Source organism: Paenibacillus sp. AD87, assembly GCF_001659845.1.
In the GTDB taxonomy this organism is placed as follows: Bacteria; Bacillota; Bacilli; order Paenibacillales; family Paenibacillaceae; genus Paenibacillus; species Paenibacillus marchantiae.
In genome coordinates this window covers 4,293,892-4,314,672 of record NZ_LXQN01000007.1, presented here as the reverse complement: position 1 = coordinate 4,314,672, position 20,781 = coordinate 4,293,892, and the positions used below count along the sequence as shown (strand labels likewise).

Below are 20,781 nucleotides of genomic sequence, written 5' to 3'. Positions count from 1 at the left end.
AATCGATATCAATTAAATTGATCTTAATATCGTTGAAGTCCATATCAATATATTGGAACAGGTGTTATTGAGTGTCGATTATATAGATTGAAAATGAAAAGGTCAAGCGGAATGTTTTTTACCCATGTTCTGATTGTCCATCCCATATTAATCGAATGACAGTACCTTCACCAGAAGTCGATTGCACTTCAATACGACCCTTCATCGCTTCAATTAACCCTTTCGTAACCGCCATGCCAAGGCCTGATCCGACATCGGACGTACCTGTATCGGTCCCTCGGTAATATCGTTCAAACAGCCTCCAGACCAGTTCCGGGTCCATTCCTTGACCGTCATCGGCAAAATGAACACTGAACTCACCTGTCTGCTTACCCGGATGCACACTAACGGTCAGAGTTGACTCCGCTGGATTATGCAGAAGGGCATTAGCGGTCAGATTATCCACAATGCGTTCAAACGAAGGAATATGCACATGGCCGTATACCGGAACTTTCGCAGGCCGGAAAACAATACGTCCCTCGCCATATACCGGGTTGCGTTCTGCACGCTGGACGAGATCATGAAGTAGCGTATTTACGTCAGTTTCTTCCACAGGTGGCTGGTATCCACCGCTTCGCAGTCGGTACGTCATGGCAAGGTCATTCACAAGTCGGTCCATATACATGGATTTATCCAGCATAATGCCCGCAAATTCTCTTACTTCTTCCGCGGACCAGCTATATTTCTGTGCTTCAAGCATATGGGCGTATCCCTGGATGGAGGATAGCGGTGTCTTGAGATCATGCGTTATTCCGGCGATCCATTCCTCACGCAGAGCTTCGGTCTGTTTACGAAGCTCTTCATCTTGTTTCAATGTTGCGGATAATGCCTGCATGGAGCGAAGCACTTCGGCATACACGTGGTATTTCCGTTTCCATTTGCCATTTCGTCGCTGACTGCGAGGTATGCCGCCAATGCCTTTGGGTTCTTCATAATGTCCTTGTTCTAGTCGTTGGAGCCATTGGAGCATATGCAGCATGGGGGAACCGAAACGATTGGCGTACCATAAGGCCAGCAGAATTAGCAAAATCACAACGGATAGGATCAGCACGATGAGCACTGGGGTCAAAATGAAGTTATAGGGATTTTCATCCCCTGTAGCAGTTGGATCGACAGGTATACTCAGCATCCAGGTCGTGCCATTCTGTTCATCGTAAAAGGTTGCGATCGATATCCCATATCGATTGGGATATCGAATACGCAAAGCCAGTTCCTGTATGTTGTAACTGCTAGGGACGCCCATGGCAGGTTTATTATAAGAAGCCAGCTCTTGACCGTAGGCATCCAAAATTTGCAGATACGCACCTTTGGAACGGATGGCATCCTCTTGTTTGGGGCGCAGCATAAGCTCTCCATCGGTGTAATGACTGTCCTCCCGGGCTTGATCGAGTAAGGATTTGGTCTGATTGCGTTCGCCGTACAGCAAGGTGAACATCTCGCCGTTTTTCTCCCGAATCAGCATGACGATCTGGTATGGGAACGGCTTCTTGGCCTCCCAGTATGCGATCAGCTCTCCAGGCTTGTATTGCTTCGGAACGTCATCCGGTGTATTAAAATCATCAATGACGTAGCCTTTTTCATCCACAACTTGAAGCCATCCTTGATTTTTCTCGACCTGCTTCAGCAGCCTGGGATCATAGCGGACCGTCCCATCGGGCATGATTTCTGCGGTATTAATCAGTTGGTCAAGACCACTGGTAGCGAAGTCGTCCACCAGGCTTACTTCATTTACCTTTTGAACAACCCAATAGGTGGCTGCAGAACCCAACAGGATGATAAGAACTACTGCGCCAGCAAGCATACCGATAAACCGGGTCATTAATCTGCGACGAATACTCATGCGCGTGACACTTGGTTAGGCTGAATGAGTTTGTACCCCAGTCCCCGAACATTGACGAGAAACGCAGGGTTAGAGGGGTCAGCTTCAATCCGCTCACGGATACGGTGAATATGAACCATAACGGTGTTGTCATCGCTGATGGCTTCCGAACCCCATACACGCTCATACAATTCCGATTTGGTGAAAATACGATTGGGATGCTTGCAGAAAAAGAGCAGCAGCTGGTAGACAAGAGCCGGACAGGTTACAGGCTGTCCTTCAACCTGAAGTTCACCGGCGTGTTCAAATACTTGAAAACGACCAAAATCATATACCCCTTCCTGCACGGCAGGAGATGACGAAGTTACGTCAGAAGAGGGTGGAGTCGCCGTTGTAGTCGCCGCCATTTTGGTAGGTAAATAACGTTTCAGCAGTGATTTGATCCGGGCGACCACTTCCAGTGGATTAAATGGTTTAACGACATAATCATCGCCGCCAACGGCGAATCCGGTTAACTTGTCATAATCCGTTGTTTTGGCGGTCAGAAAAAGAATCGGTGCATCGGTCACTTGCCGCAGAAAGGGACAGATCTCCAGTCCGCTTTTGCCAGGCAGCATGATGTCCAGCACAATGCAGTGATAGGTTTTATTTTCGCAGGCGGTAATCGCCTCTTCTCCAGTGGTAACGGTGTCGATGTCTACAAATTGCTCTTTGAGCAGGACGGTTTTGAGCATATGTAAAATGGCTTGTTCATCATCAACTAGCAGTATGGAGACGTGATCCATGATGTGAAATGACCTCCTAGGGCTTCCTGTTTGTTTATTGCTAATCATACCATCCGAAAGGGCAATGTAGTGTGTGAGCTATCTTAACGGAATCTTAATTATGAAGCCATAGCAGACGCCACAGTTTAACTACATGTAAGGATGGGTTAGACGAAGGATAAGATTCATTCTGTACACTTAACTGGAAAGTATAACGAACACAGAAGGGATGTAGAGAATGAACAGTTTAAAAGAAGGATCTAAAATTCGTGCGAATCACTTAAATGGCGGGGGAAGTCTTCCGAAATCAGGATATGCTGCACATGAGAAGTTACAGAGCAAAAAGAGCTGGAAATTGCTTGCCATTGCCCTTGGAGCCTGTGTGATGTTGTCTGCCTGCGGTAACAGTAACTCGATTACATCCGAGCAGGCGGAGCAGCAGTCCAAGGAACAGACGACAAATGCCAATGAAGCGAGTGAGAGTACCCATCAGGCAGAGAATTCAGGTACAGAGGTGAGCGCCATCATTACACCCGACAATTTCATCGATACGTTAATGAACGGTTCCAAGGATGCCATCTACAGTCAGATGAGTCCCGAGTTGAAGGAAGCACTAACGCTTGAACAGTTTAAATCGTCTGCGGATCAATTCCTTGAGGGCGTAACTTCCTTTGATCTAGTGGTGAATGCCAAAGTGAACCATTTAACCGAGTTCGCCTGGAAGGATCAAACAGGAGACAAAGGAATTCAAGCCTATTTTACCGAAGCCAATCAGATTGAAGGGCTGTTAATCCAACCACTGGAACCCCATGAAGATACGGATCAAACGTTCACCAAAACCGAATTTCAATTCCCAATGAAGGGTGAATGGTATGTGTTCTGGGGAGGCAATGATGTGATGTCGAACTATCATTACGAGCATGAAACACAGCGCTATGCGCTAGATATCATTCGCACCAAAGAAGCTTTCAGTTACAATGGAGATGCGAAGGTGAACGAAAACTACTATGCTTTTGGTGAACCGCTCTATGCAGCAGCAGATGGAACCGTAGTCGATATCAAGAATGATATTCCAGACAATACCCCAGGCGTGATGAACCCGGAAGAACCAGCGGGTAACAATGTGGTCATTGACCATGGAAACGGAGAATACAGCATCACCGGGCACATTAAGGAAGGCAGTGTGGCCGTCAAAAAAGGGGACAAAGTCAAGCAGGGGGACCTCATTGGAGAGCTGGGTAACTCAGGTAATTCCAGTGAAGCTCATCTGCACTTCCAGGTATCGGACGGCCCGGATCTATTCACTTCCCGTTCTGTTAACATTCGTTGGGCGGATCAGAGCCAGCAGTTAACCCGGGGTAACACGATTCAAGGGTTGTCTGAGTAAATATGGAATTGAGCTGAATGTTGGGGGATGACGTCGACTTCATTCCTCCGTTATAATACCGTCATAAGATAGAATCGATCTGGATGATGGAGGAGTAGACATGAAGCTGGATAGTGTACAGATTGAGTATGCGAGTCGTGAGGACTTGCCTAGGATTGTGGAGATCTATAATTCTACGATTGAGAGCCGAATGGTGACGGCGGATTTGGAGCCGGTGACCGTCGAGCAACGTATTCCGTGGTTTGAGGAGCATTCTTCCGATCATCGCCCACTCTGGGTGATGAGACTTGAGGGACAGGTTGTAGCCTGGGCTAGCCTGGGTTCATTTTATGGACGACCTGCGTACAATGGGACGGTGGAAGTCAGTGTGTATGTGGATCAGCAGTGCCGGGGAATTGGAGCTGGCGGACGTTTGCTGAACACCATTTTTGACGCTTGTCCTGCGCTTGGAATCAAGACGATTCTGGGCTTTGTGTTTGGACATAATGAACCGAGTCTGGGGTTATTGCGCAAGCATGGCTTTGAACAGTGGGGCTATTACCCTGAAGTGGCTGTGCTGGATGGTGTCAACCGGGATTTGGCGATTTTGGGCAAAAAGTTATAACGATGTTTCAAATTAAATGAAAACCTCCAGATCCACAATGCGTGGATTGGAGGTTATTTTTGCTTACATAGAGTAAATAGGGAATGACTTAGGTGTGCGACACGCCAAGCCTTTGTTTAATATCCTGAATCTGTGCCAGATGACGCTCTTCATGATAGCTTGCAAAATCGACCCACTGGACCAGATCCATCTCACCGAAAACCGGGTGAAGAAAAGACTTGCTCCGCAGCAGTTCAGACTCATGATCTTGTGCAACGTGCATCAACGCTTGATGTGAGTCTTCCAGGTCGTGGCGTACATTCGCCAGCGTTTCTGGTTCCGCAGGAGGCTGGAGATGAGATGGGGCGCTGACAGAGTGGCTGCGATCCAGTGTAAGCTCATATGGTTTTTTGTCCACAGCAACGGTCTGTTCCTTCTCTAACGCGGCTCGGGCTTGCTTCACAATTATGTTTTCCATCAAATTCAGGTGACGGAGAACTTGCATAATACTCCAGTGAGTAGGTGTGGGTTGGAGGTTCAATTGCTCTTCATTGAGTCCAGAGACGGCTTCCCAGATTTGGCTCCGAATGTCGTCATTACGAGTGAACATCGTGCGATCCTCTCCTTTAAATGAGTTCTATGATGTCAGCTTGTGTAAGTGCAGTGCCTAAAATGTGGATGCTTAATACACATCATAGAGGATATGAAAGGTGAATGCGAAGATGTGTTTAAATTACTTTGTTAGTTGAAGTTGTGTACATGAGAATGAAGTTTTTTTTATAAATGGGTCATATGAAATCATGCCATCGCCAAAAAAGGATTGACGCTAAGTAGTGCTGGACTCTATAATCGATAACAAGTAACTTGATATGTAAGGAGTCCTGACATGATATGTTAGTAATTGACGAGGTGTATCACCATACAGCATTGCAAATATCATCGTCCGATTTATTGTACCTTATCCAACAGCTCAAGGTCAAAAAAGAAAATGAGATCGAAACGCTTAAACATAAAATTGAACAATTCGAACAAAAAAAACGTGCGGAAGAAGTGGCTTATCAGTCCTTGTCGACTGTACGCAAATGGTTCGCAGGCCGCCCTGCATCCCATCACCAGGCGGTGGAATATATGGTCCAGGTGAAGGAGCGTTTTCGCAAAATGGAACAAATCCGGCGGCGGATACGAGAACTGGACCGCATTGCTGAACGAATCAAGCATCCGGACATCATCGAACGGGATGAAATCGAGCTTACGCCCGAAACGATCCGGGAGATTAGACAGCTTAGGGAAACGGAGGATGTATAAGCATGACTTTGGAGACGTTAAGCTCCGGGATTGATACGGTCTGGGTCGTACTGAGTGCAGCCATGATTTTGTTGATGGAGGGCGGATTCGCGCTCCTGGAGGCTGGCTTTGTACGTTATAAAAATAGCGTAAATATTATTATGAAGGTTTTCGCTGACATTACGATTGGAACGTTGCTTTTCTATGCCATCGGATTTGGCTTGATGTATGGCTCTGATGCCGGAGGTTTTGTAGGCATAACCGGATTTTTCCTCAATGGAGACTTGTCTCACCTGGATGTACCCGTTTCATTGGAAACATTCTGGCTGTTCCAGGCCGCGTTCACCATTGCCGTCATTTCCATCGTATCGGGTGCTGTAGCTGAACGGATTAACTTTCGTGCCTATCTGCTGTACATCATATTGATGACGGCAATCATTTATCCGATTGGTGGACACTGGGCATGGGGCGGCGGTTGGCTCAGCAAGCTGGGGATGCAGGATTTTGCCGGTTCCGCAGTTATTCACGCGTTGGGCGGGTTCTCTGCACTGGCTGCAGCAATTATTATTGGGCCGCGTAAAGGCAAATACACACCGCTTGGCGTGAGTGCCATTGCGCTTCCGAGCAATCTGCCGCTGGCATCTGTAGGTGCATTTCTGCTGTGGTTCGGCTGGTTTGGCTTCAATGCAGGAAGTACGCTCAGTGCGACTGATGTAAGGATCGGTCACATTGCCATCGTTACGATGTTATCTGCTGCTTCGGGCGGTGCGGCTACACTGCTTTACACCTTGTTCCGATTCAATCGTTCAGACGCACCATCGGTCATTAATGGCTCGCTGGCCGGTCTGGTCGGTATTACGGCGGGGTGTGCTTTTGTCAGTGATGTAGTTGCGATATTCATCGGGGCGGTATCTGGATTACTCATGATGGCTGCAACGAATTGGCTGGACCGCAGGCAGATTGATGACCCGGTGGGTGCGTTCCCTGTTCATGCTGTATCCGGGATGTGGGGAACGATTGCCGTGGGTTTGTTTGCAACCGATGGTGGCTTGTTCATGGGAGGTGGCTGGAGGCTGCTGGGTGTTCAGGCGCTCGGCCTCACGGCTTTGGTCGTCTGGGGATTTGTCATGACCTGGATTGGTCTGAAACTGATTGGCAAGATCGTTCCTGTCCGTTCCACGGAAGAAGAGGAAGATTTGGGTCTGGATATTAGCTATCATGGTGTAATGGCTGCACACCAGTCCCATGAATTTTTAGATGGCGAGGAACATATTCGTGCTTTCCAGAATGATTCACCGAATCGGGATCGTTAAGAATGAACCGAATGGATAATAAGGAAGGAGACTGACAACGGATGTCAGTCTCTTTTTTCGCTAGAAGCAGGGAAAGAAGCGTCAGCGGAAGAATATACAGGTGTGAACCTGAATATGTCTCACCATAGATGTATTGTCAGAAGGGGAGGATCTGTATGATTAAACCTGAACAATGTGAACGTCTGACCAGAAAAGCCCGGAAAACTCTTGAGGAGTATGGATTGGGTAATGCTGCCGATCTGTTGTTATCTTCAAGCCGTTGGGGAATTCGCCTTGATGTATCGACAATCGATGAGTATCGCAGAACAGGAAATTCACGTGTAGGTGGAAATCCGGATCTGCCGAGCAACATGAAATGGCCTTTGACACAGGATGGGGTGCCCATGACGTTCCTGGCCCAGTTGAATCTCGTGGATTTGACGCCATATACGCCTAATGATGGGCGAGGGAGTTTGCCCGAACGGGGCATGTTATACTTCTTCATTGGTGTGGATGAACCGGCTTATCATATTGAGCATCGTGTGATTTACGAGCCGGACGCTCATAACCTGATAAGGCGAGAGCCTGATGGCGAAACCGCGCTGGGTAAGGACGATTTTGTAGCACATTCGGTAACAGTGCTGCCTAATCTCGAGTTTCCTACATATGCATACATTGATTCTCTGGCTCTGAATGCAATCGCCGCCCCGCTGTCTGGTGGAACGGTAGCTGTCGAAGGGGAGGAAGGTCTATATGACCGATACCTGGAATTTGAGTCCAGCTGGAATCATCCGAGTACGCAGAACTGGGGTGGCATGTTTGGATACCCTGACGGTCAGCATCCGGATGCCGAACACCAGGCGCTGTTACAGATCGTACTTGGTGAAGAGTATACTTATGACGAGCAGGCGTGTGAGAGGAAGCTGACTGAACATTATGGCGGGGATGAGAAACGGACACAACAAGAGCTTGCGGATACCTTGCTTCTATTAAAAATTGATACGCATGACGCTATCGGTTTTCAATGGTGGGATTGTGGGGAGCTTCAATTTTTCATTCGCAAGGCTGACTTGTTCGCAGGACGATTCGATCAAACGTATTGTTCGTTATATTCAAGTTGAGTTCATGTTTGTTATCATCGGAGCAACAAAATGTCCCAAATTCCGTCTATATGGGGGAGGAGGGACTTTTTTTGTTCATTATTGTTGGTTTTCGATCAAAGCTGGTTTATATATAAAGGGGGAATTTATGGTTGATTAGCGATCATACGTTCTATATAATGGGATAAAAAGGGAGTGTTTCTGTTGATTCAGTCTGCATTTAAACATATTGATGTGGCAGTGACATCATTAATCAATTTATGTGACCAACTGTCGGAGCAGGACTTGGCTTTGACTCCGATTGAGGGCAAACGGCCGGTCGGAGAATTGCTTTCTCATCTATCCGTCATTTGTCGTGCAGATGTACATATTTCGGAGGGAGCTTCCGAAGAAGAAATGGCTTTGTTTTACGAGGAAAATCAGCCGAATTCACTGAGTGAGATCAAAGAAGCGCTGATTGCGAATCAGATGTACCTCTATCATCGATATAGACAGTTTAATACGGAGGAATTATTACAGGTGACTGACTCCTATTGGGGAGCTTCGTACAGTCGTCTGGAGTGGCTGCTTGAGATCATGGGACATGTGTATCACCACAGGGGTCAATTGCATACGATGCTGACACTGACTGGTATAGAGCCCAAAGTAGCGTTGTTTGAATAGATAGATCCAGGTCCATAATGTGAGGTTCTGCCTAATTATAGAGCAAGATTTAATAGAATACATAGAGCATGTTATCCGCAACAAGCAACGGTTAAGCAAGGATTAGATCGACGATACTATATGTTAATAATAGAGATTGCGAAGTGGAAGAAAACAATACCACTGATGAGAGAGAGAGAGAGAGAGAGATGAACCTATTCAGAAGCTGCATCGGGTTTCCATAATCGTTTCCATTATGGAGGGTACTCAGTTTACCGGAAATCCAACGTTTTTGCTTCTTTCCGAGGGCAATGATTTTCGCAGATTCATTTCCTAGTGGTATACTTTGAACAAGCAATGATTCATGGAATGGAAAGGAATAATGCCGTGGCACAGCCAGCAACCATTCTGCTTGTGGATGATGAGCAGGATATTATTAAACTGATGGAGATTTATTTTGGCAATGAAGGATACCGGGTTCTCACAGCCAGTGATGGGATCGAGGCGCTTGAGCAATTGAAGAAAGAGCCAATTGATCTGATCATTCTGGATGTCATGATGCCGAATATGGACGGAATTGAAGCATGTATGAAAATTAGGGAAGAGCAGAAAATGCCGATCATTATGCTGTCCGCCAAAAGCATGGATATGGATAAAATCACAGGGCTGAGCATCGGTGCTGATGATTATGTGACCAAGCCTTTTAACCCGCTTGAACTTGTGGCACGGGCAAAGTCACAGCTTCGCAGGTACCATACCTTCAATGAGGGCCGGGAAAGCAAGGAGCATGAGTGGGTGATTGACGATCTGGTCATCAACACCGATACGCATGAGGTCTGGGTGGATGAGCAGCCTGTTCGCTTGACTCCCCGTGAATTTGCCGTTCTGGAGCTGCTGGCACGCCATCAAGGCTCTGTGCTGAGTATGGAGCAGATCTACAGGCAGGTCTGGAAAGAGGAGTTTATGGAGTCCAACAACACTGTCATGGTGCATATCCGTAAGATTCGTGAGAAAATCGAACTCGATAGCAAACATCCCAAGTTCATACAGACGGTATGGGGTGTTGGCTATAAGATGATCAAACCACAATAAGCACGTGCGTCTATAAGGTTCTTTGGATAAAGAGCGTGAGCAGGGAGTTCCGAGATGAATTCAAAATTAATTAACACAGTCCGGTGGAAATTTATCTACGCATTTCTGCTGAGTGGCATTTTGACGGCGGCTATTTTGTATGGGGGCAGCAAAGTTGTACACTCCATTCTGGCGGCTCAGACCTATCCTAATTATTCGATTCCTGCAATGGGAATCAGGTGGCTGGTGAACAATATTGGGTCGGTGCCATTAATGATTATGGTTGGCATACTTGGCTTTGTGCTATTCTTTTTCCTGTTCACGCGTAGGGTAATGCTGGTTCTGGACGAGATTACGGCGGGAATTCAGGAAGTTGCCAAAGGGGAGCTGTCTCATCGGATCAAGGTGAAGACATCGGATGAATTTGGCGTTGTGGCTGCCAGTATTAATCAGATGGCTGAACAATTGCAGCTGTCATTGCAGGAGGAGCGTAGTGCGGTCGCTGCCAAAAATGACTTGATTACAGGCATTTCTCATGATTTGAGGACGCCGCTGACCTCTATTCTCGGATTTTTGGAATACATAGAGAAGGATCGGTACCAGGATGAAATTGAGATGCGCTATTACGTAAGTATTGCGTACGAGAAATCCTTAACATTAAGGAAGCTAATCGACGATTTGTTCGAATATACCCGTGTCAGTGGTGGTAGCTTACCCTTGTCATTGACTTCCTTGAACCTGAATCCATTCCTGATGCAGCTTGCGGAGGAGTTCGCTCCGATGCTGGAAGAAGCGGGCATGACATACAAGATCATTGATGGACAAGAACCTTTATGGATTCAGGCCGCTCCAGGAGAGCTTGTTCGTGCGTATGAGAACCTGTTCAGTAACGCGATCCGTTATGGGGCACAGGGCAAAGTGATGGAGATTGCGTTGTCTCTTGAAGGTGAAGAAGCTGTGGTGCGCATTAGCAATTATGGTGAACCCATTCCGGCGCAGGATTTGCCGCACTTATTCGATCGATTCTACCGGGTAGACAAATCCCGCTCTCGCGACACAGGCGGCACCGGACTGGGGCTGGCTATTGCCAAATCCATGATTGAATTACATCGCGGGAGTATCACTGCCTACAGTGAACAGGGCCGAACCGATTTTGTTACGCGTTTTCCGGTGACTGCTCCTCCGATGAACAGAGATACAGAGGAACGGTAACTTGAAAGAATTCTCGTCCGATGTATTAGATCTTGCTTGATTCAACATATCTATATAAATTGAACTAAACATTTACACGATAACGTAGAGGACAGAAATAACCTGAAGAAGCAGAGCTAAAAGCTTTCTGAAAGAAAGCTGCATCGAAAGCATACGCCTCGCCTTTATCCCCGGATTTTCCCCTTTAAATAAGGAAATCAAAAAAATCTGGGGATAATAGTGATCGGAATGTTGTTCTGTTATCGAAGTGGCAAGTGTAAATATTCTTTAGTTCAATTTATATAATTGCTGAATTAAGAAAATGATAAGAAGTTACCCACTTTCTCATTAAGAAATATTCGGTATTCTTAACCTCAATCGTACACATGAACTGCAAAAATGAGGAGGATACCGAATATGAGATTATTATTACGTACAGTCAGATTGAGCTACATATATATTTGCGGAGCAAGCGCGTTACTTAGCGTAGCGCTCCTATTTGTCGTTTATCACATGTTGCGTTTTGCCCACCATCATATCCTATCGGAGACAACAGGAATAACTCGCATTATGTACTGGGTGATAAACCATATCGGTACAACGCCATTGGTTATATTCATCGGTGGGGGTATGTTTGCGTTGTTTTTTTGGATTCGATCCCAGAAGATTGCAGATGACCTCAAGGTGATTGGTCGTGGAACTCATGAACTGGCAAATGGCCGAATTCCAGCACAGATAGAAGTGTTGAACGGAGGAGAGTTGCGACAGATTGCCGCGGATCTGAATGACATTGCGATACGTATTCAAGCGGAGCGCTTAAATAGTTCAGACCAGGAGTGGACAGATCGAGAGACGAGAGGCGAAGAATGGTTCAGTTCTGGTATGTATGATGATAAAAGTAGCCGGCAACAAATGGTGTTAGAAAGTGAGAGAAGCCATAAGCAACGTATTCAAGCAGATTTGGTTGGATCACAATCTGGTCGCATAATTGCCGATCTACCGATTAAACTGACTCTCTACGGTGTTCGTTCTTCGCTTGATACGATCATAGAAGGACGCTGCCGGGATGAAGCGGAGATTCAGCACTGGGTCAGGCTGGCGTATGAACAGACGTTAAGGCTGGAACTTGCCCTGGATTCTATGGAAATGAAGCCACAGGAACATTCAGGCTCCAATCCACATGTATTTAGGGAGCCTGAATGTTGAGATCCAGCATAAGGCGTGGAATTTATCTTTATCACATATTTGATGCCTCTGTAGTAATCGTTATTTTGCTTGCGGTCGGCTATATCTATCTAGTTACTTACGGCGAAGGTGTACTTCGCAATCATCCTGAGGCCATTTCGGTGGCCTCTTCCACCGTCATTACCAATGCAGACGGAACAGAAATTTCGAGATTACAAGTGCAAAACAAGGGATATGCGGAGTATGCCGATTTGATGGATATGCCCGATCTGTTAAAGCAGGCGTTTCTGGCTACGGAAGATCGACGTTTCTATAACCACGACGGCCTGGATTTTATCGGGATTGGCAGGGCGGTTGTGCAGGATGTTTTACATATGAACCTGAGTCAGGGAGGCAGTTCGATTACACAGCAACTGGCCAGAAATCTGTATTTGAACGGAGATAAAACGCTGGTTCGCAAGGTGAATGAAATGTCGATTGCCATGGCGATGGAAAAGAGATTTAGCAAGGAAGAGCTATTGGAGCTGTATTTGAATCACATTTATATGGGGCGCCAGCAATATGGGGTTAAAGCCGCGGCATGGCGCTACTTCGGGATTAAGGATCTACATCAGCTGGAGATCTGGCAAATGGCTACGCTGGCCGGAATTCCGAAGGGACCTTCCATATACAATCCAGTGGATCGGGAAGACCTGTCCAAAGAGAGGCGTTCTGTAGTTCTTGGACTCATGCATAAGCAAGGAATCATTACCAAGAAACAGATGGAGGAAGCGCGAAGTGTGGACTATACCCCGCCTAATTTAACATCTGCATCGGCTCCAGGATCAACAGTGCCTGCCTACGTGTCTGCCTTGGATGCGGTAATCGAGGAGGCTTCCCGACTCACAGGCAAGAGTGGAGCAGAGATTCAATCCGCAGGCTGGACCATTCGTACGGGATTGGATGATCAAGCGCAGCTGGCGATGGAGCAAGCATTTCGTGAATCTTCCCGGTTCACTGATGATCGTGAGGATGAGCAAGTGCAGGCGAGTATGGTCATACTGGACCAGCATAACGGTGAAGTCAAAGCGATGATGGGTGGACGTGACCCTGTAAAAGGAGGCATTAACCGGGCAACCACGGATGCAAGACAACCTGGTTCTGCATTTAAGCCCATTATTGCATACGGACCTGCATTGGAATCTGGTCGGTTTAAGCCAGAGAGCATGCTGCCTGATCAACGCATGAAATATGGGAGTTATCAACCAAGCAACTTGGGCGGGCGTTACAGAGGTACTGTTACGATGTCGCAAGCCATTGAAAATTCCATCAATGCTCCGGCTGTATGGCTGCTGCATCAGACAGGACTGGGAAGCGCACATCAATTTGCGGGTCGATTGGGCATTGAACTGGGCAAGGAAGATCTCAATCTGTCGATTGCCTTGGGTGGTTTACACAAAGGGGTGTCTCCACAAAAAATGGTCCAGGCATATTCCGTGTTTGCCAATAACGGCAAGTTCAATACGGCACATCTAATTCGTGAAATTACGGATTCACGCGGCCGGAAAATCTATGCTTTTAAGCCAGAGACCAAGCAGGTGATTTCCACCAGTACGGCAACGGCCATGACCGGCATGCTCCAAGATGTGGTCAGTCAAGGAACAGGTAGAAGGGCACAGCTGAGTCAGCATAAAGTAGCGGGGAAGACAGGAACAACGCAGGCTGCATTACCTGGTATAAGCAAGGAGGCGAATCGGGATCTGTGGTTTGTAGGATATACCAGCAAGTGGACGGCTGCAGTCTGGATGGGATTTGATCGTACGGATGCAGAGCATTATATGAGATCCGGAAGTGGTGTGGCGGCGGATTTATTTGCGTCGGTTATGAAGCGTGCTTTGCCATAAAAGAGAATGGTTTACCGTACACCAATGGACAAGGATTGTCCAAGAGACATGGGGAGTTCTTTTTTAACTATTGTACAGTTATCATACAAATGGATACAACGATGAAAACAAAACACTGCAAATTTGATGATAACGGATCAACATTGGCTGGAAATATAGAAGACCCGTTGGAGACAGCGTTTACCCTCTCTCCAACAGGTCTTTATCGTTTTAGTTTAGTGATAATATATTCTTCTGCTGTGTCAGGATTTTGCTCGCAATGATTCGGGTATACGACGAATCACCTGGTTCAACACCTCGGACAATACGAGTCCAATCGCGATGGCACCGGATAACATGAGCGCTTTGGCAGCCATCTCCATGGCAGCGCCGTAGTCATTTTGCACAAAATTACGCATCGCATTATACGCCAGTCCACCGGGAACGAGCGGAATGATACCTGCTACGCTGAAGATAATGACGGGCGCGCGAAACATGCGGGAGAACAGCTGGCTTATGACACCAACCGCGATGGTCGCTGCCAAGGTAGCAGGAACAGCATCCGCAGCATATTCGAGCACAATATAGATGATCCAGCCGATCATGCCGACAAATCCACCGTGAAGCAGCATGCGCCGAGGAGCGTTGAAAATAATACCGAATGCGGCCGAGGCGACAAAGCTGGTCAGGGCCTGTTCAATAAAATGAAGCATAACCTGCAACTCCTCCATCTTACGTAAAAAGTGAAAAAACAACAGCGATGCCGGTACCGATCGCAAAAGCCGTCAGAAACGCCTCGGCTCCCTTGGATAACCCGGACACAAGATGCCCGGCCATCAGGTCACGCACAGCATTGGTAATCAGCAGTCCCGGTACCAGGGGCATGACTGAGCCAATAATGATTTTGTCCCGTTCATGACCCGCGCCCATATACACAAGCAAAAAGGCGAGCAAACCGATGACAAATGAAGCTGTCAGCTCGGCAAAAAATTTCACGAGTACCAGTCGATGGAAGGCAATGACCGCTGCATAGCCAATACCACCGCAGAGTACCGCAGGGAGAAAGTCGACCCAGCCTCCACCAAACATAATGGTAAAGCACCCACTGGATAACGCCGCCGCCGTAAGCCGCACAACCGCAGAATAGGAGGAGGGCTGTCCCTCAATTTGTTGTAACAATGCATAGGCATCCTCAACGGACAATTCACCTTGTCCAATACGCCGGGAAACGGCATTCACTTCGGATACCTTGTGCAAATCTGTGGTTCGTTCAGAGATCCGTATCAGCTTGGCAGGCTCGGTTGCATCAACCGAGAAGAAGATACCTGTGGGCACAACATAACTGTGCGAATGGGGAAGGCCCAGCGCGGCAGCCATGCGTTTCATCGTATCTTCCACACGATAGGTCTCACCGCCGCTTTGCAGCATGATTTTGCCTGCCAATAGACAGATTGCAATCACGCGGGATTGTTCAGTATGATTTGTCCCAACCAGCTCCGTCTCAGACTGAGGCACGGGTGGAGGATCATGAGGGATATATTCCAACCGGATCAAGCTCCGTTCATATGAGATAAGGCTTGGTGCCGACACCATTGTATCATATTTCACACGTTAGCAAGGAAACATACCGCACGAACTAAAGGAAGTCATTCAGGTTGCAGAGATTAATGCATACATTCACACCAAATTGATAACCCGATAACTCCTAAAACCCAAAAAGGCTTCGCTCCCGGGGCCTGATGGTCAAAGGGAGTGAAGCTTCTTGGGTTAGGCTCAATCGAGACAAAAAACAACTACATCAACAGGGTAATGACCAACAGCTCATACAGCACGAGTGGCAGAATGGTTGGTCCAAACAAGGCACGTGGCTCAGGATATCCATGCATCGGCGTAACCTGGAGATACAGTATTCCCCGATCTGCGCTGATAATGACACCTTCCCATACCTGACCATCGATATTCTGGACTTGCACATTCTTGCCTACATGCTGCCGGGCTGTATGATGAAGCATATTCCGCACACTTTGCACGGATTGGAGCATTGGTTGATTGGCTTGGTATACGACCCGTGCGGATGGTGTGGATGTGGATTCAGACATGATGCACAACCCTTCCTCAAAATAATTTCTTACTTCAAGGTATGCATCTGCCTACAAAAGGTGATCACACAAATGCCATCTCAAGTCTTCCATGCCCATTCTGATAAGCCACATTGCCCAGTGCGCCATTCACAAAAGTTAACTGTGGCGGGATGTGGCCAAGATCCACATCATACAGTACGGGAACATCCATATCTCCGAGAGCCGAAGACAGGGCATCGATGAAGTTGAAATCTCCTGTATCGGTATAACCAGCAGGTCGACCGAACATGAAGCCTTTTACGCCTGCAAACCAGCCTGCCTGTCTCATCTGCCATAGATGACGGTAGATATCACCCGCATTCATCTCACAGCTTTCCAGATACCAGATCGTTCCTTCTTCTGCACAATACTGATCAAGATACGCTTCAACTGGTGCGTAAGGTGTGCCAATCAGACAGGTGATCGTATCCATGCAGCCGCCGATCAACCGACCTGAGAATGTAACTTGCGAGTCTGCTCCTTCGGACTGCCCTAGCTGTTTCCAGTGAGAAGGAGTATCCAGATTGAACGTCGACAACTCCGGTTTCCATTCCGATTGATAGTGAGTGGAGGAAGACTGAGTGATCTGGCCTCCCTGGCCTGTCTGTAATACATCAATCCAGCGGGCGGTCACCGGATCGAGATCGTTGGACCTTAGATCCACGTAGTTCGTACCATGTGCCGAAGCCGTTCCGGTGATCAGGGTGTATGCGAATAAAAAGGTGCTGATATCCGAATATCCCATAACCCATTTGGGCGGCAACGTTTTCAAAGCATCCCAATCCAGCAGGGGCAGGATATCCATAAGGAACTCTCCACCCCACGGAGGGATAATAGCCTGAATCTCAGGGTCACGGAAAAATGCATTGATCTCGGCTGCGCGTTCTTCCTTGGAGGAACTTACACATTTGGTGTTATGCCGTAGAAATGGGCTTTCCTGAACACCAAAACCAAGGCGCTCCATGTTGTGCCTGCTCTCTTCAAGGTAATGATGCAAGGATTCACTTACACCGCTGGATGGTGCAGCCACGCCAATGGTATTTCCCGGAGCGAGTGGTTGCGGGTAACGGATCGAACGGTTATTCATTTTGGAAACACCCTTTCTTGTGAACATATCGATTTAATTCTAGATGGTTGATATTTTCATTATAGTACATGGCTACTTCATGTGGCTTGCGATTATGGCTGTTACATTTCCTTTAGGGAGTCACAGGGATTTCAATAGAGAACGGTGCACGAATTTGATCAGGGTAAGAGTATATTTCCATTGTCAGATTTCCTTTGGCTGCGGTTCCATTTTTAATGACAACTCTTGCTTCAAAGACGGAAGGGCTCCAACCTACTTCATTAATGTCCAAAGGGTTTCCTTTGCTATCCTCGATATTGGTAAATGATAGCCCAGAAGTAGCATTTTGAGCGTCTGCAATTGAAAACTCGAGGATGAGATTTTTGCCCTGGACCGTGCTTTGCAGCAATTTCAAACTCGAGGGGCCACCTTGTATTTCACCTGAGGATGGATCGATGCTGATAACCAGTTCGTCCTTATCCACTGCTGAAAGACCAGACCCCTGCAGCGTCAGTTTTTTCGGAGTGGAGAAGTACATGCTCTCGAAAAAGACAGAACTTCCAGAGCCTCCGATGGAGGAGGAATCCGTTCGCCATGCTCGGCCTTGCTCATCTACCAACTGCAAATCACGAATTCCGAAGATTTTTTTGGTGTTGTTCCGATCATATTCGATATCAAGTACAAGGCGAGTGGGATACAGAACGGCCTGTTTTACATGAATACGCTGCCCGTCCACGGTCATTGTTTGGTTTATGGGAATGATTTTTTTCATGCCTTTCGTTAAGCTGCGATCCACGGGGAAAGTGACTTTCCACTTATTATTCGGTTCCTTACCTCGTTCCTTAAATACAACGGTCAGTTCTTGTGGCGGTAAAGACTCTGTGAATGAGACATCGATTTTATCCTCATAAATGCCACTTTCTGAAGCCGGCGTAGGAGAGAAGTAGCTAAACGCAACAGGCAGCTTTTTTCCATCCCTATCAAGCAAATCGATATCATATCGACCCTTCTCCAGATCTTTCATGCCTTTCATTGTGTAAAAAATGACCATGCGTGACTCGTCTGTGATAATGCCTTCAACGGTCAAGGAAGCACCATCATGCTCATCGGTCACACCAACCTTCTGCAAGAGTGACTGATCGATGGCCATCATTAATCCTTTGTCCTGGCGAATCATACTGACGATGCCCTCCATGCCTGGCAGTTGCTCCACAAAGGACGCAAAAGCGGGGGAGACGCGGATACATCCCGTAAACACGAGGATGATTGCGGCTGCCGATATGGAGCTCATAACCCAGCGCAGCCGGGACTTGCGCTTGCGCGCAGCCTGACGAATTCCGGCCTGTACAGCCTGATATGCTTCGGCATCCGGTACAGACATGGCGTCGTATTCTGTTTTACGATCATTCAGACGCTCTTCAAGTGCTTCAAATGACTTCATCTCATCGCTCATGAGTTACATCTCCTTTCGTTTCAAGTTGGTCCCGGAGCTGCCTAAGTGCTCGATGCAGTCGGGATTTTACGGTTCCGGTCGGAATTTCGAGAATATCAGCGACCTCTGTTAAGGAGAAACCTTCGAAATAGCTTAGAATAATAATTGGTTTGCAATCCCGATCCAGCGCAGAGACGGCTGCGGCCAGATCAGGGTCTGCGGGCTGGTCCCAGCTGCTGGGTTCATGAATTTCGGTAACGTGGCTGAACCGGCTCTTGCGTTTGCGTTCGTCTGCACAGTAGTTCAGCAGAATGCGGATTAGCCAAGTGGCGAAATAGGAGGGTTCTTTTAATTTCTTGAGCTTTCGATAAGCTCTGTAGGTGCATTCCTGTATCGCTTCCAGCGCATCGCCCTCGTTGTGCAGATAGGCACAGGCGATCCGGTACAGTCGGCTCTGATGCATCTCCATTAAGGCTGCAAAAGCCGCGGCATCCCCTTTTTGTGCGGCGATGGTCAGTTGAGCAGGGGTCACATGGCTCCTCCTTTCATGGATGTTGTTGCGTATTAGACCGTGCAAAGGGCCAAACGGTTCTTGATTTTGGAAAAAAAGTTATGTATACACGTACTGAGACTATCACAAAGAAGGAAATTGCGCAGAAAACTGAAAACAACCGCCAAGCTCCCCTTTGACTTTGAAAAAGGAGTTCGGCGGTTGTTATGCATTTATTGTAGTTCATCATTCTAATTCACGGTTTCCACACTCAATCTTGGGAATAGAGTTGCTTTATGGCTTGTAGGCCAGGCACGGTAAAACTCGCTAGCGGAGAGGGGAGATCGTTCAGTGGGAACCAGCCGATCTCACCAATAGCACCGCCTTCCTCCAGATTGCGGGCAATACCGCGGATGACCCGCGTGAAATAGAGGACGGATATCCAATGTTCTTCCTGTTCCGGACGAATGGTTTCGGCCGTGCAGAGTAATCCCTCGATGGCAATATCGAGGTCGACTTCTTCCTTAATTTCCCGAATAACCGCCGTTTCCAGCGATTCGTATGGGTCGACTTTGCCCCCAGGGATACTCCAGGTGTACTGTTCAGGCTGACGATTCCGCCAAACCAAAAGGACTTCATTACGTTCGTTGAGGATGACCGCTCCGACACCAATCCGAGGTTGCACAGTAGAGTTCTCTGTACCTTTGGTGTTAAGTAAGGACAACGCAGATCCTTCGGCAGCGACCAATCGTGAGTCTGAGTGATCTTCCGTCTGTTTAGCTCCTTGGACATGAGTAGACTGAAACGCGAGCGGAAGTTTGGTCTGCGTTGACCATTCTTCTGCAAGGATACTCATGGAGATCAGATCATAATGCATGCCATCCCGTAGAACGGCAGAGCGCTGACGGCCTTCCTCCCGAAATCCGGCTTTCAGATAGGCGCGCCTCGCAGCTTCATTGTATTCAATCACTTCCAGCGCAATCCGGTTCAGATTCAATTCATGGAATCCATAACGAATAATCAGGGCAAGAGCATCACTGCCGTATCCTTTACCCCGATCTTTGTCATCACCAATGCCAATGGCCAGGCGTGCAGAGCGGTTATTCCATTCGATTCGGTAGAGGGCCGTGAATCCGATGAACCGATTGTCCTCCAGTGTACGCAGTGCAAATTCAAAGCCGTTGTCTCTGCGAACTGCGGATGACCCCGTCTCATCCGGCGTTAGCGGAACAGCAATGTCGGTATCCAGATTACGCAAGTAATCATAACTGTCAGTGAAGCGGGAGAGCCGCATACAGTCTTCTGGGCAAGGAGCGGCCAGCCGGACTTTGGAGCCTTGAAAAGCATTTAAATGATGTGGAGCCATGTTGCACCTCTTTTATTGGATATGAAATCATACATTTTATCTCATTATACTACGAATCATAGAGGATACTGAAAAAGGGCACAAGCAG

20 protein-coding genes and 1 pseudogene are annotated in these 20,781 nt (G+C 47.5%); 10 read left to right on the top strand and 11 right to left on the bottom strand.

Annotated features, from left to right (window positions below; genetic code table 11):
- Nucleotides 1–118: 118 nt before the first annotated feature.
- Nucleotides 119–1,879 carry a sensor histidine kinase gene (locus gpAD87_RS19045; RefSeq protein ID WP_064639907.1) on the bottom strand — a complete coding sequence of 587 codons (1,761 nt, stop codon included), beginning with the start codon at nucleotides 1,877–1,879 and terminating at the stop codon, nucleotides 119–121.
- Nucleotides 1,876–2,643 (bottom strand): response regulator transcription factor, encoded by a 768-nt coding sequence (locus gpAD87_RS19040; RefSeq protein WP_064639905.1) that lies wholly within the window; start codon nucleotides 2,641–2,643, stop codon nucleotides 1,876–1,878. The genes gpAD87_RS19045 and gpAD87_RS19040 overlap by 4 nt, the downstream gene beginning before the upstream one ends.
- 217 nt (nucleotides 2,644–2,860) lie before the next feature.
- Between gpAD87_RS19040 and gpAD87_RS19035 the strand changes: the two genes are divergently transcribed.
- Both gpAD87_RS19035 and gpAD87_RS19030 read left to right on the top strand, forming a co-directional pair.
- Nucleotides 2,861–4,009: a M23 family metallopeptidase gene (locus gpAD87_RS19035; RefSeq protein ID WP_082935177.1), complete on the top strand. Its 1,149-nt coding sequence runs from the start codon at nucleotides 2,861–2,863 to the stop codon at nucleotides 4,007–4,009.
- 100 nt (nucleotides 4,010–4,109) lie between these two features.
- A complete protein-coding gene (locus gpAD87_RS19030; RefSeq protein ID WP_064639903.1) occupies nucleotides 4,110–4,613 on the top strand; it encodes a GNAT family N-acetyltransferase in 504 nt (167 codons plus the stop codon).
- Between the two features lie 88 nt (nucleotides 4,614–4,701).
- Here gpAD87_RS19030 and gpAD87_RS19025 read toward each other — a convergent pair whose 3' ends face one another.
- A complete protein-coding gene (locus gpAD87_RS19025) occupies nucleotides 4,702–5,202 on the bottom strand; it encodes a DinB family protein (protein WP_064639901.1) in 501 nt (166 codons plus the stop codon).
- Nucleotides 5,203–5,483: 281 nt separating this feature from the next.
- Between gpAD87_RS19025 and gpAD87_RS19020 the strand changes: the two genes are divergently transcribed.
- The 8 genes from gpAD87_RS19020 to gpAD87_RS18985 all read left to right on the top strand — a co-directional run bounded on the left by gpAD87_RS19020 (nucleotide 5,484) and on the right by gpAD87_RS18985 (nucleotide 14,240).
- On the top strand, nucleotides 5,484–5,897 hold the full coding sequence (locus tag gpAD87_RS19020) for a hypothetical protein (RefSeq protein WP_064639900.1): 414 nt from the start codon (nucleotides 5,484–5,486) through the stop codon (nucleotides 5,895–5,897).
- A 2-nt stretch (nucleotides 5,898–5,899) separates the two neighbouring features.
- Nucleotides 5,900–7,189 carry an ammonium transporter gene (locus gpAD87_RS19015; RefSeq protein ID WP_064639898.1) on the top strand — a complete coding sequence of 430 codons (1,290 nt, stop codon included), beginning with the start codon at nucleotides 5,900–5,902 and terminating at the stop codon, nucleotides 7,187–7,189.
- A gap of 155 nt (nucleotides 7,190–7,344) precedes the next feature.
- Nucleotides 7,345–8,289, top strand: a complete 945-nt coding sequence (locus tag gpAD87_RS19010; protein ID WP_064639896.1) for a DUF1963 domain-containing protein — start codon at nucleotides 7,345–7,347, stop codon at nucleotides 8,287–8,289.
- 183 nt (nucleotides 8,290–8,472) lie between these two features.
- Complete coding sequence (locus gpAD87_RS19005) at nucleotides 8,473–8,931, top strand: DinB family protein (RefSeq protein WP_082935176.1); 459 nt, start codon at nucleotides 8,473–8,475, stop codon at nucleotides 8,929–8,931.
- Nucleotides 8,932–9,279: 348 nt separating this feature from the next.
- Nucleotides 9,280–10,002, top strand: a complete 723-nt coding sequence (locus gpAD87_RS19000; RefSeq protein ID WP_063564620.1) for a response regulator transcription factor — start codon at nucleotides 9,280–9,282, stop codon at nucleotides 10,000–10,002.
- A gap of 54 nt (nucleotides 10,003–10,056) precedes the next feature.
- A complete protein-coding gene (locus gpAD87_RS18995) occupies nucleotides 10,057–11,193 on the top strand; it encodes a sensor histidine kinase (protein WP_064639894.1) in 1,137 nt (378 codons plus the stop codon).
- A gap of 396 nt (nucleotides 11,194–11,589) precedes the next feature.
- The gene (locus gpAD87_RS18990) at nucleotides 11,590–12,378 is read left to right on the top strand and encodes a hypothetical protein (RefSeq protein ID WP_157258491.1); all 789 of its coding nucleotides are present in this window, start codon (nucleotides 11,590–11,592) and stop codon (nucleotides 12,376–12,378) included.
- Nucleotides 12,372–14,240: a transglycosylase domain-containing protein gene (locus gpAD87_RS18985; RefSeq protein ID WP_064639890.1), complete on the top strand. Its 1,869-nt coding sequence runs from the start codon at nucleotides 12,372–12,374 to the stop codon at nucleotides 14,238–14,240. The genes gpAD87_RS18990 and gpAD87_RS18985 overlap by 7 nt, the downstream gene beginning before the upstream one ends.
- A gap of 242 nt (nucleotides 14,241–14,482) precedes the next feature.
- On the opposite strand, the gene gpAD87_RS18980 is transcribed toward gpAD87_RS18985, so the two are convergent.
- From gpAD87_RS18980 to gpAD87_RS32220, 8 genes and pseudogenes are all read right to left on the bottom strand, one after another.
- A complete protein-coding gene (locus tag gpAD87_RS18980; RefSeq protein WP_064639888.1) occupies nucleotides 14,483–14,932 on the bottom strand; it encodes a threonine/serine exporter family protein in 450 nt (149 codons plus the stop codon).
- Nucleotides 14,933–14,951: 19 nt separating this feature from the next.
- Nucleotides 14,952–15,647, bottom strand: coding sequence for a threonine/serine exporter family protein (locus gpAD87_RS18975; protein WP_231952780.1), 696 nt, complete (start codon nucleotides 15,645–15,647; stop codon nucleotides 14,952–14,954).
- A 365-nt stretch (nucleotides 15,648–16,012) separates the two neighbouring features.
- Complete coding sequence (locus tag gpAD87_RS18970) at nucleotides 16,013–16,318, bottom strand: hypothetical protein (protein ID WP_063564352.1); 306 nt, start codon at nucleotides 16,316–16,318, stop codon at nucleotides 16,013–16,015.
- Between the two features lie 64 nt (nucleotides 16,319–16,382).
- Entirely contained in the window at nucleotides 16,383–17,426 is a 1,044-nt protein-coding gene (locus tag gpAD87_RS18965; protein ID WP_064639886.1) for a S66 family peptidase, read from the bottom strand.
- 112 nt (nucleotides 17,427–17,538) lie between these two features.
- Nucleotides 17,539–18,858: a DUF4179 domain-containing protein gene (locus gpAD87_RS18960; protein ID WP_064639884.1), complete on the bottom strand. Its 1,320-nt coding sequence runs from the start codon at nucleotides 18,856–18,858 to the stop codon at nucleotides 17,539–17,541.
- Nucleotides 18,848–19,369: an RNA polymerase sigma factor gene (locus gpAD87_RS18955; RefSeq protein WP_064639883.1), complete on the bottom strand. Its 522-nt coding sequence runs from the start codon at nucleotides 19,367–19,369 to the stop codon at nucleotides 18,848–18,850. Before gpAD87_RS18955 ends, gpAD87_RS18960 begins: the two co-directional genes overlap by 11 nt.
- A gap of 229 nt (nucleotides 19,370–19,598) precedes the next feature.
- Nucleotides 19,599–20,000 (bottom strand): NUDIX domain-containing protein, encoded by a 402-nt coding sequence (locus tag gpAD87_RS18950; protein ID WP_231952778.1) that lies wholly within the window; start codon nucleotides 19,998–20,000, stop codon nucleotides 19,599–19,601.
- A gap of 204 nt (nucleotides 20,001–20,204) precedes the next feature.
- Nucleotides 20,205–20,693: pseudogene (locus tag gpAD87_RS32220) on the bottom strand (GNAT family N-acetyltransferase); the annotation flags it as partial.
- Between the last annotated feature and the right edge of the window lie 88 nt (nucleotides 20,694–20,781).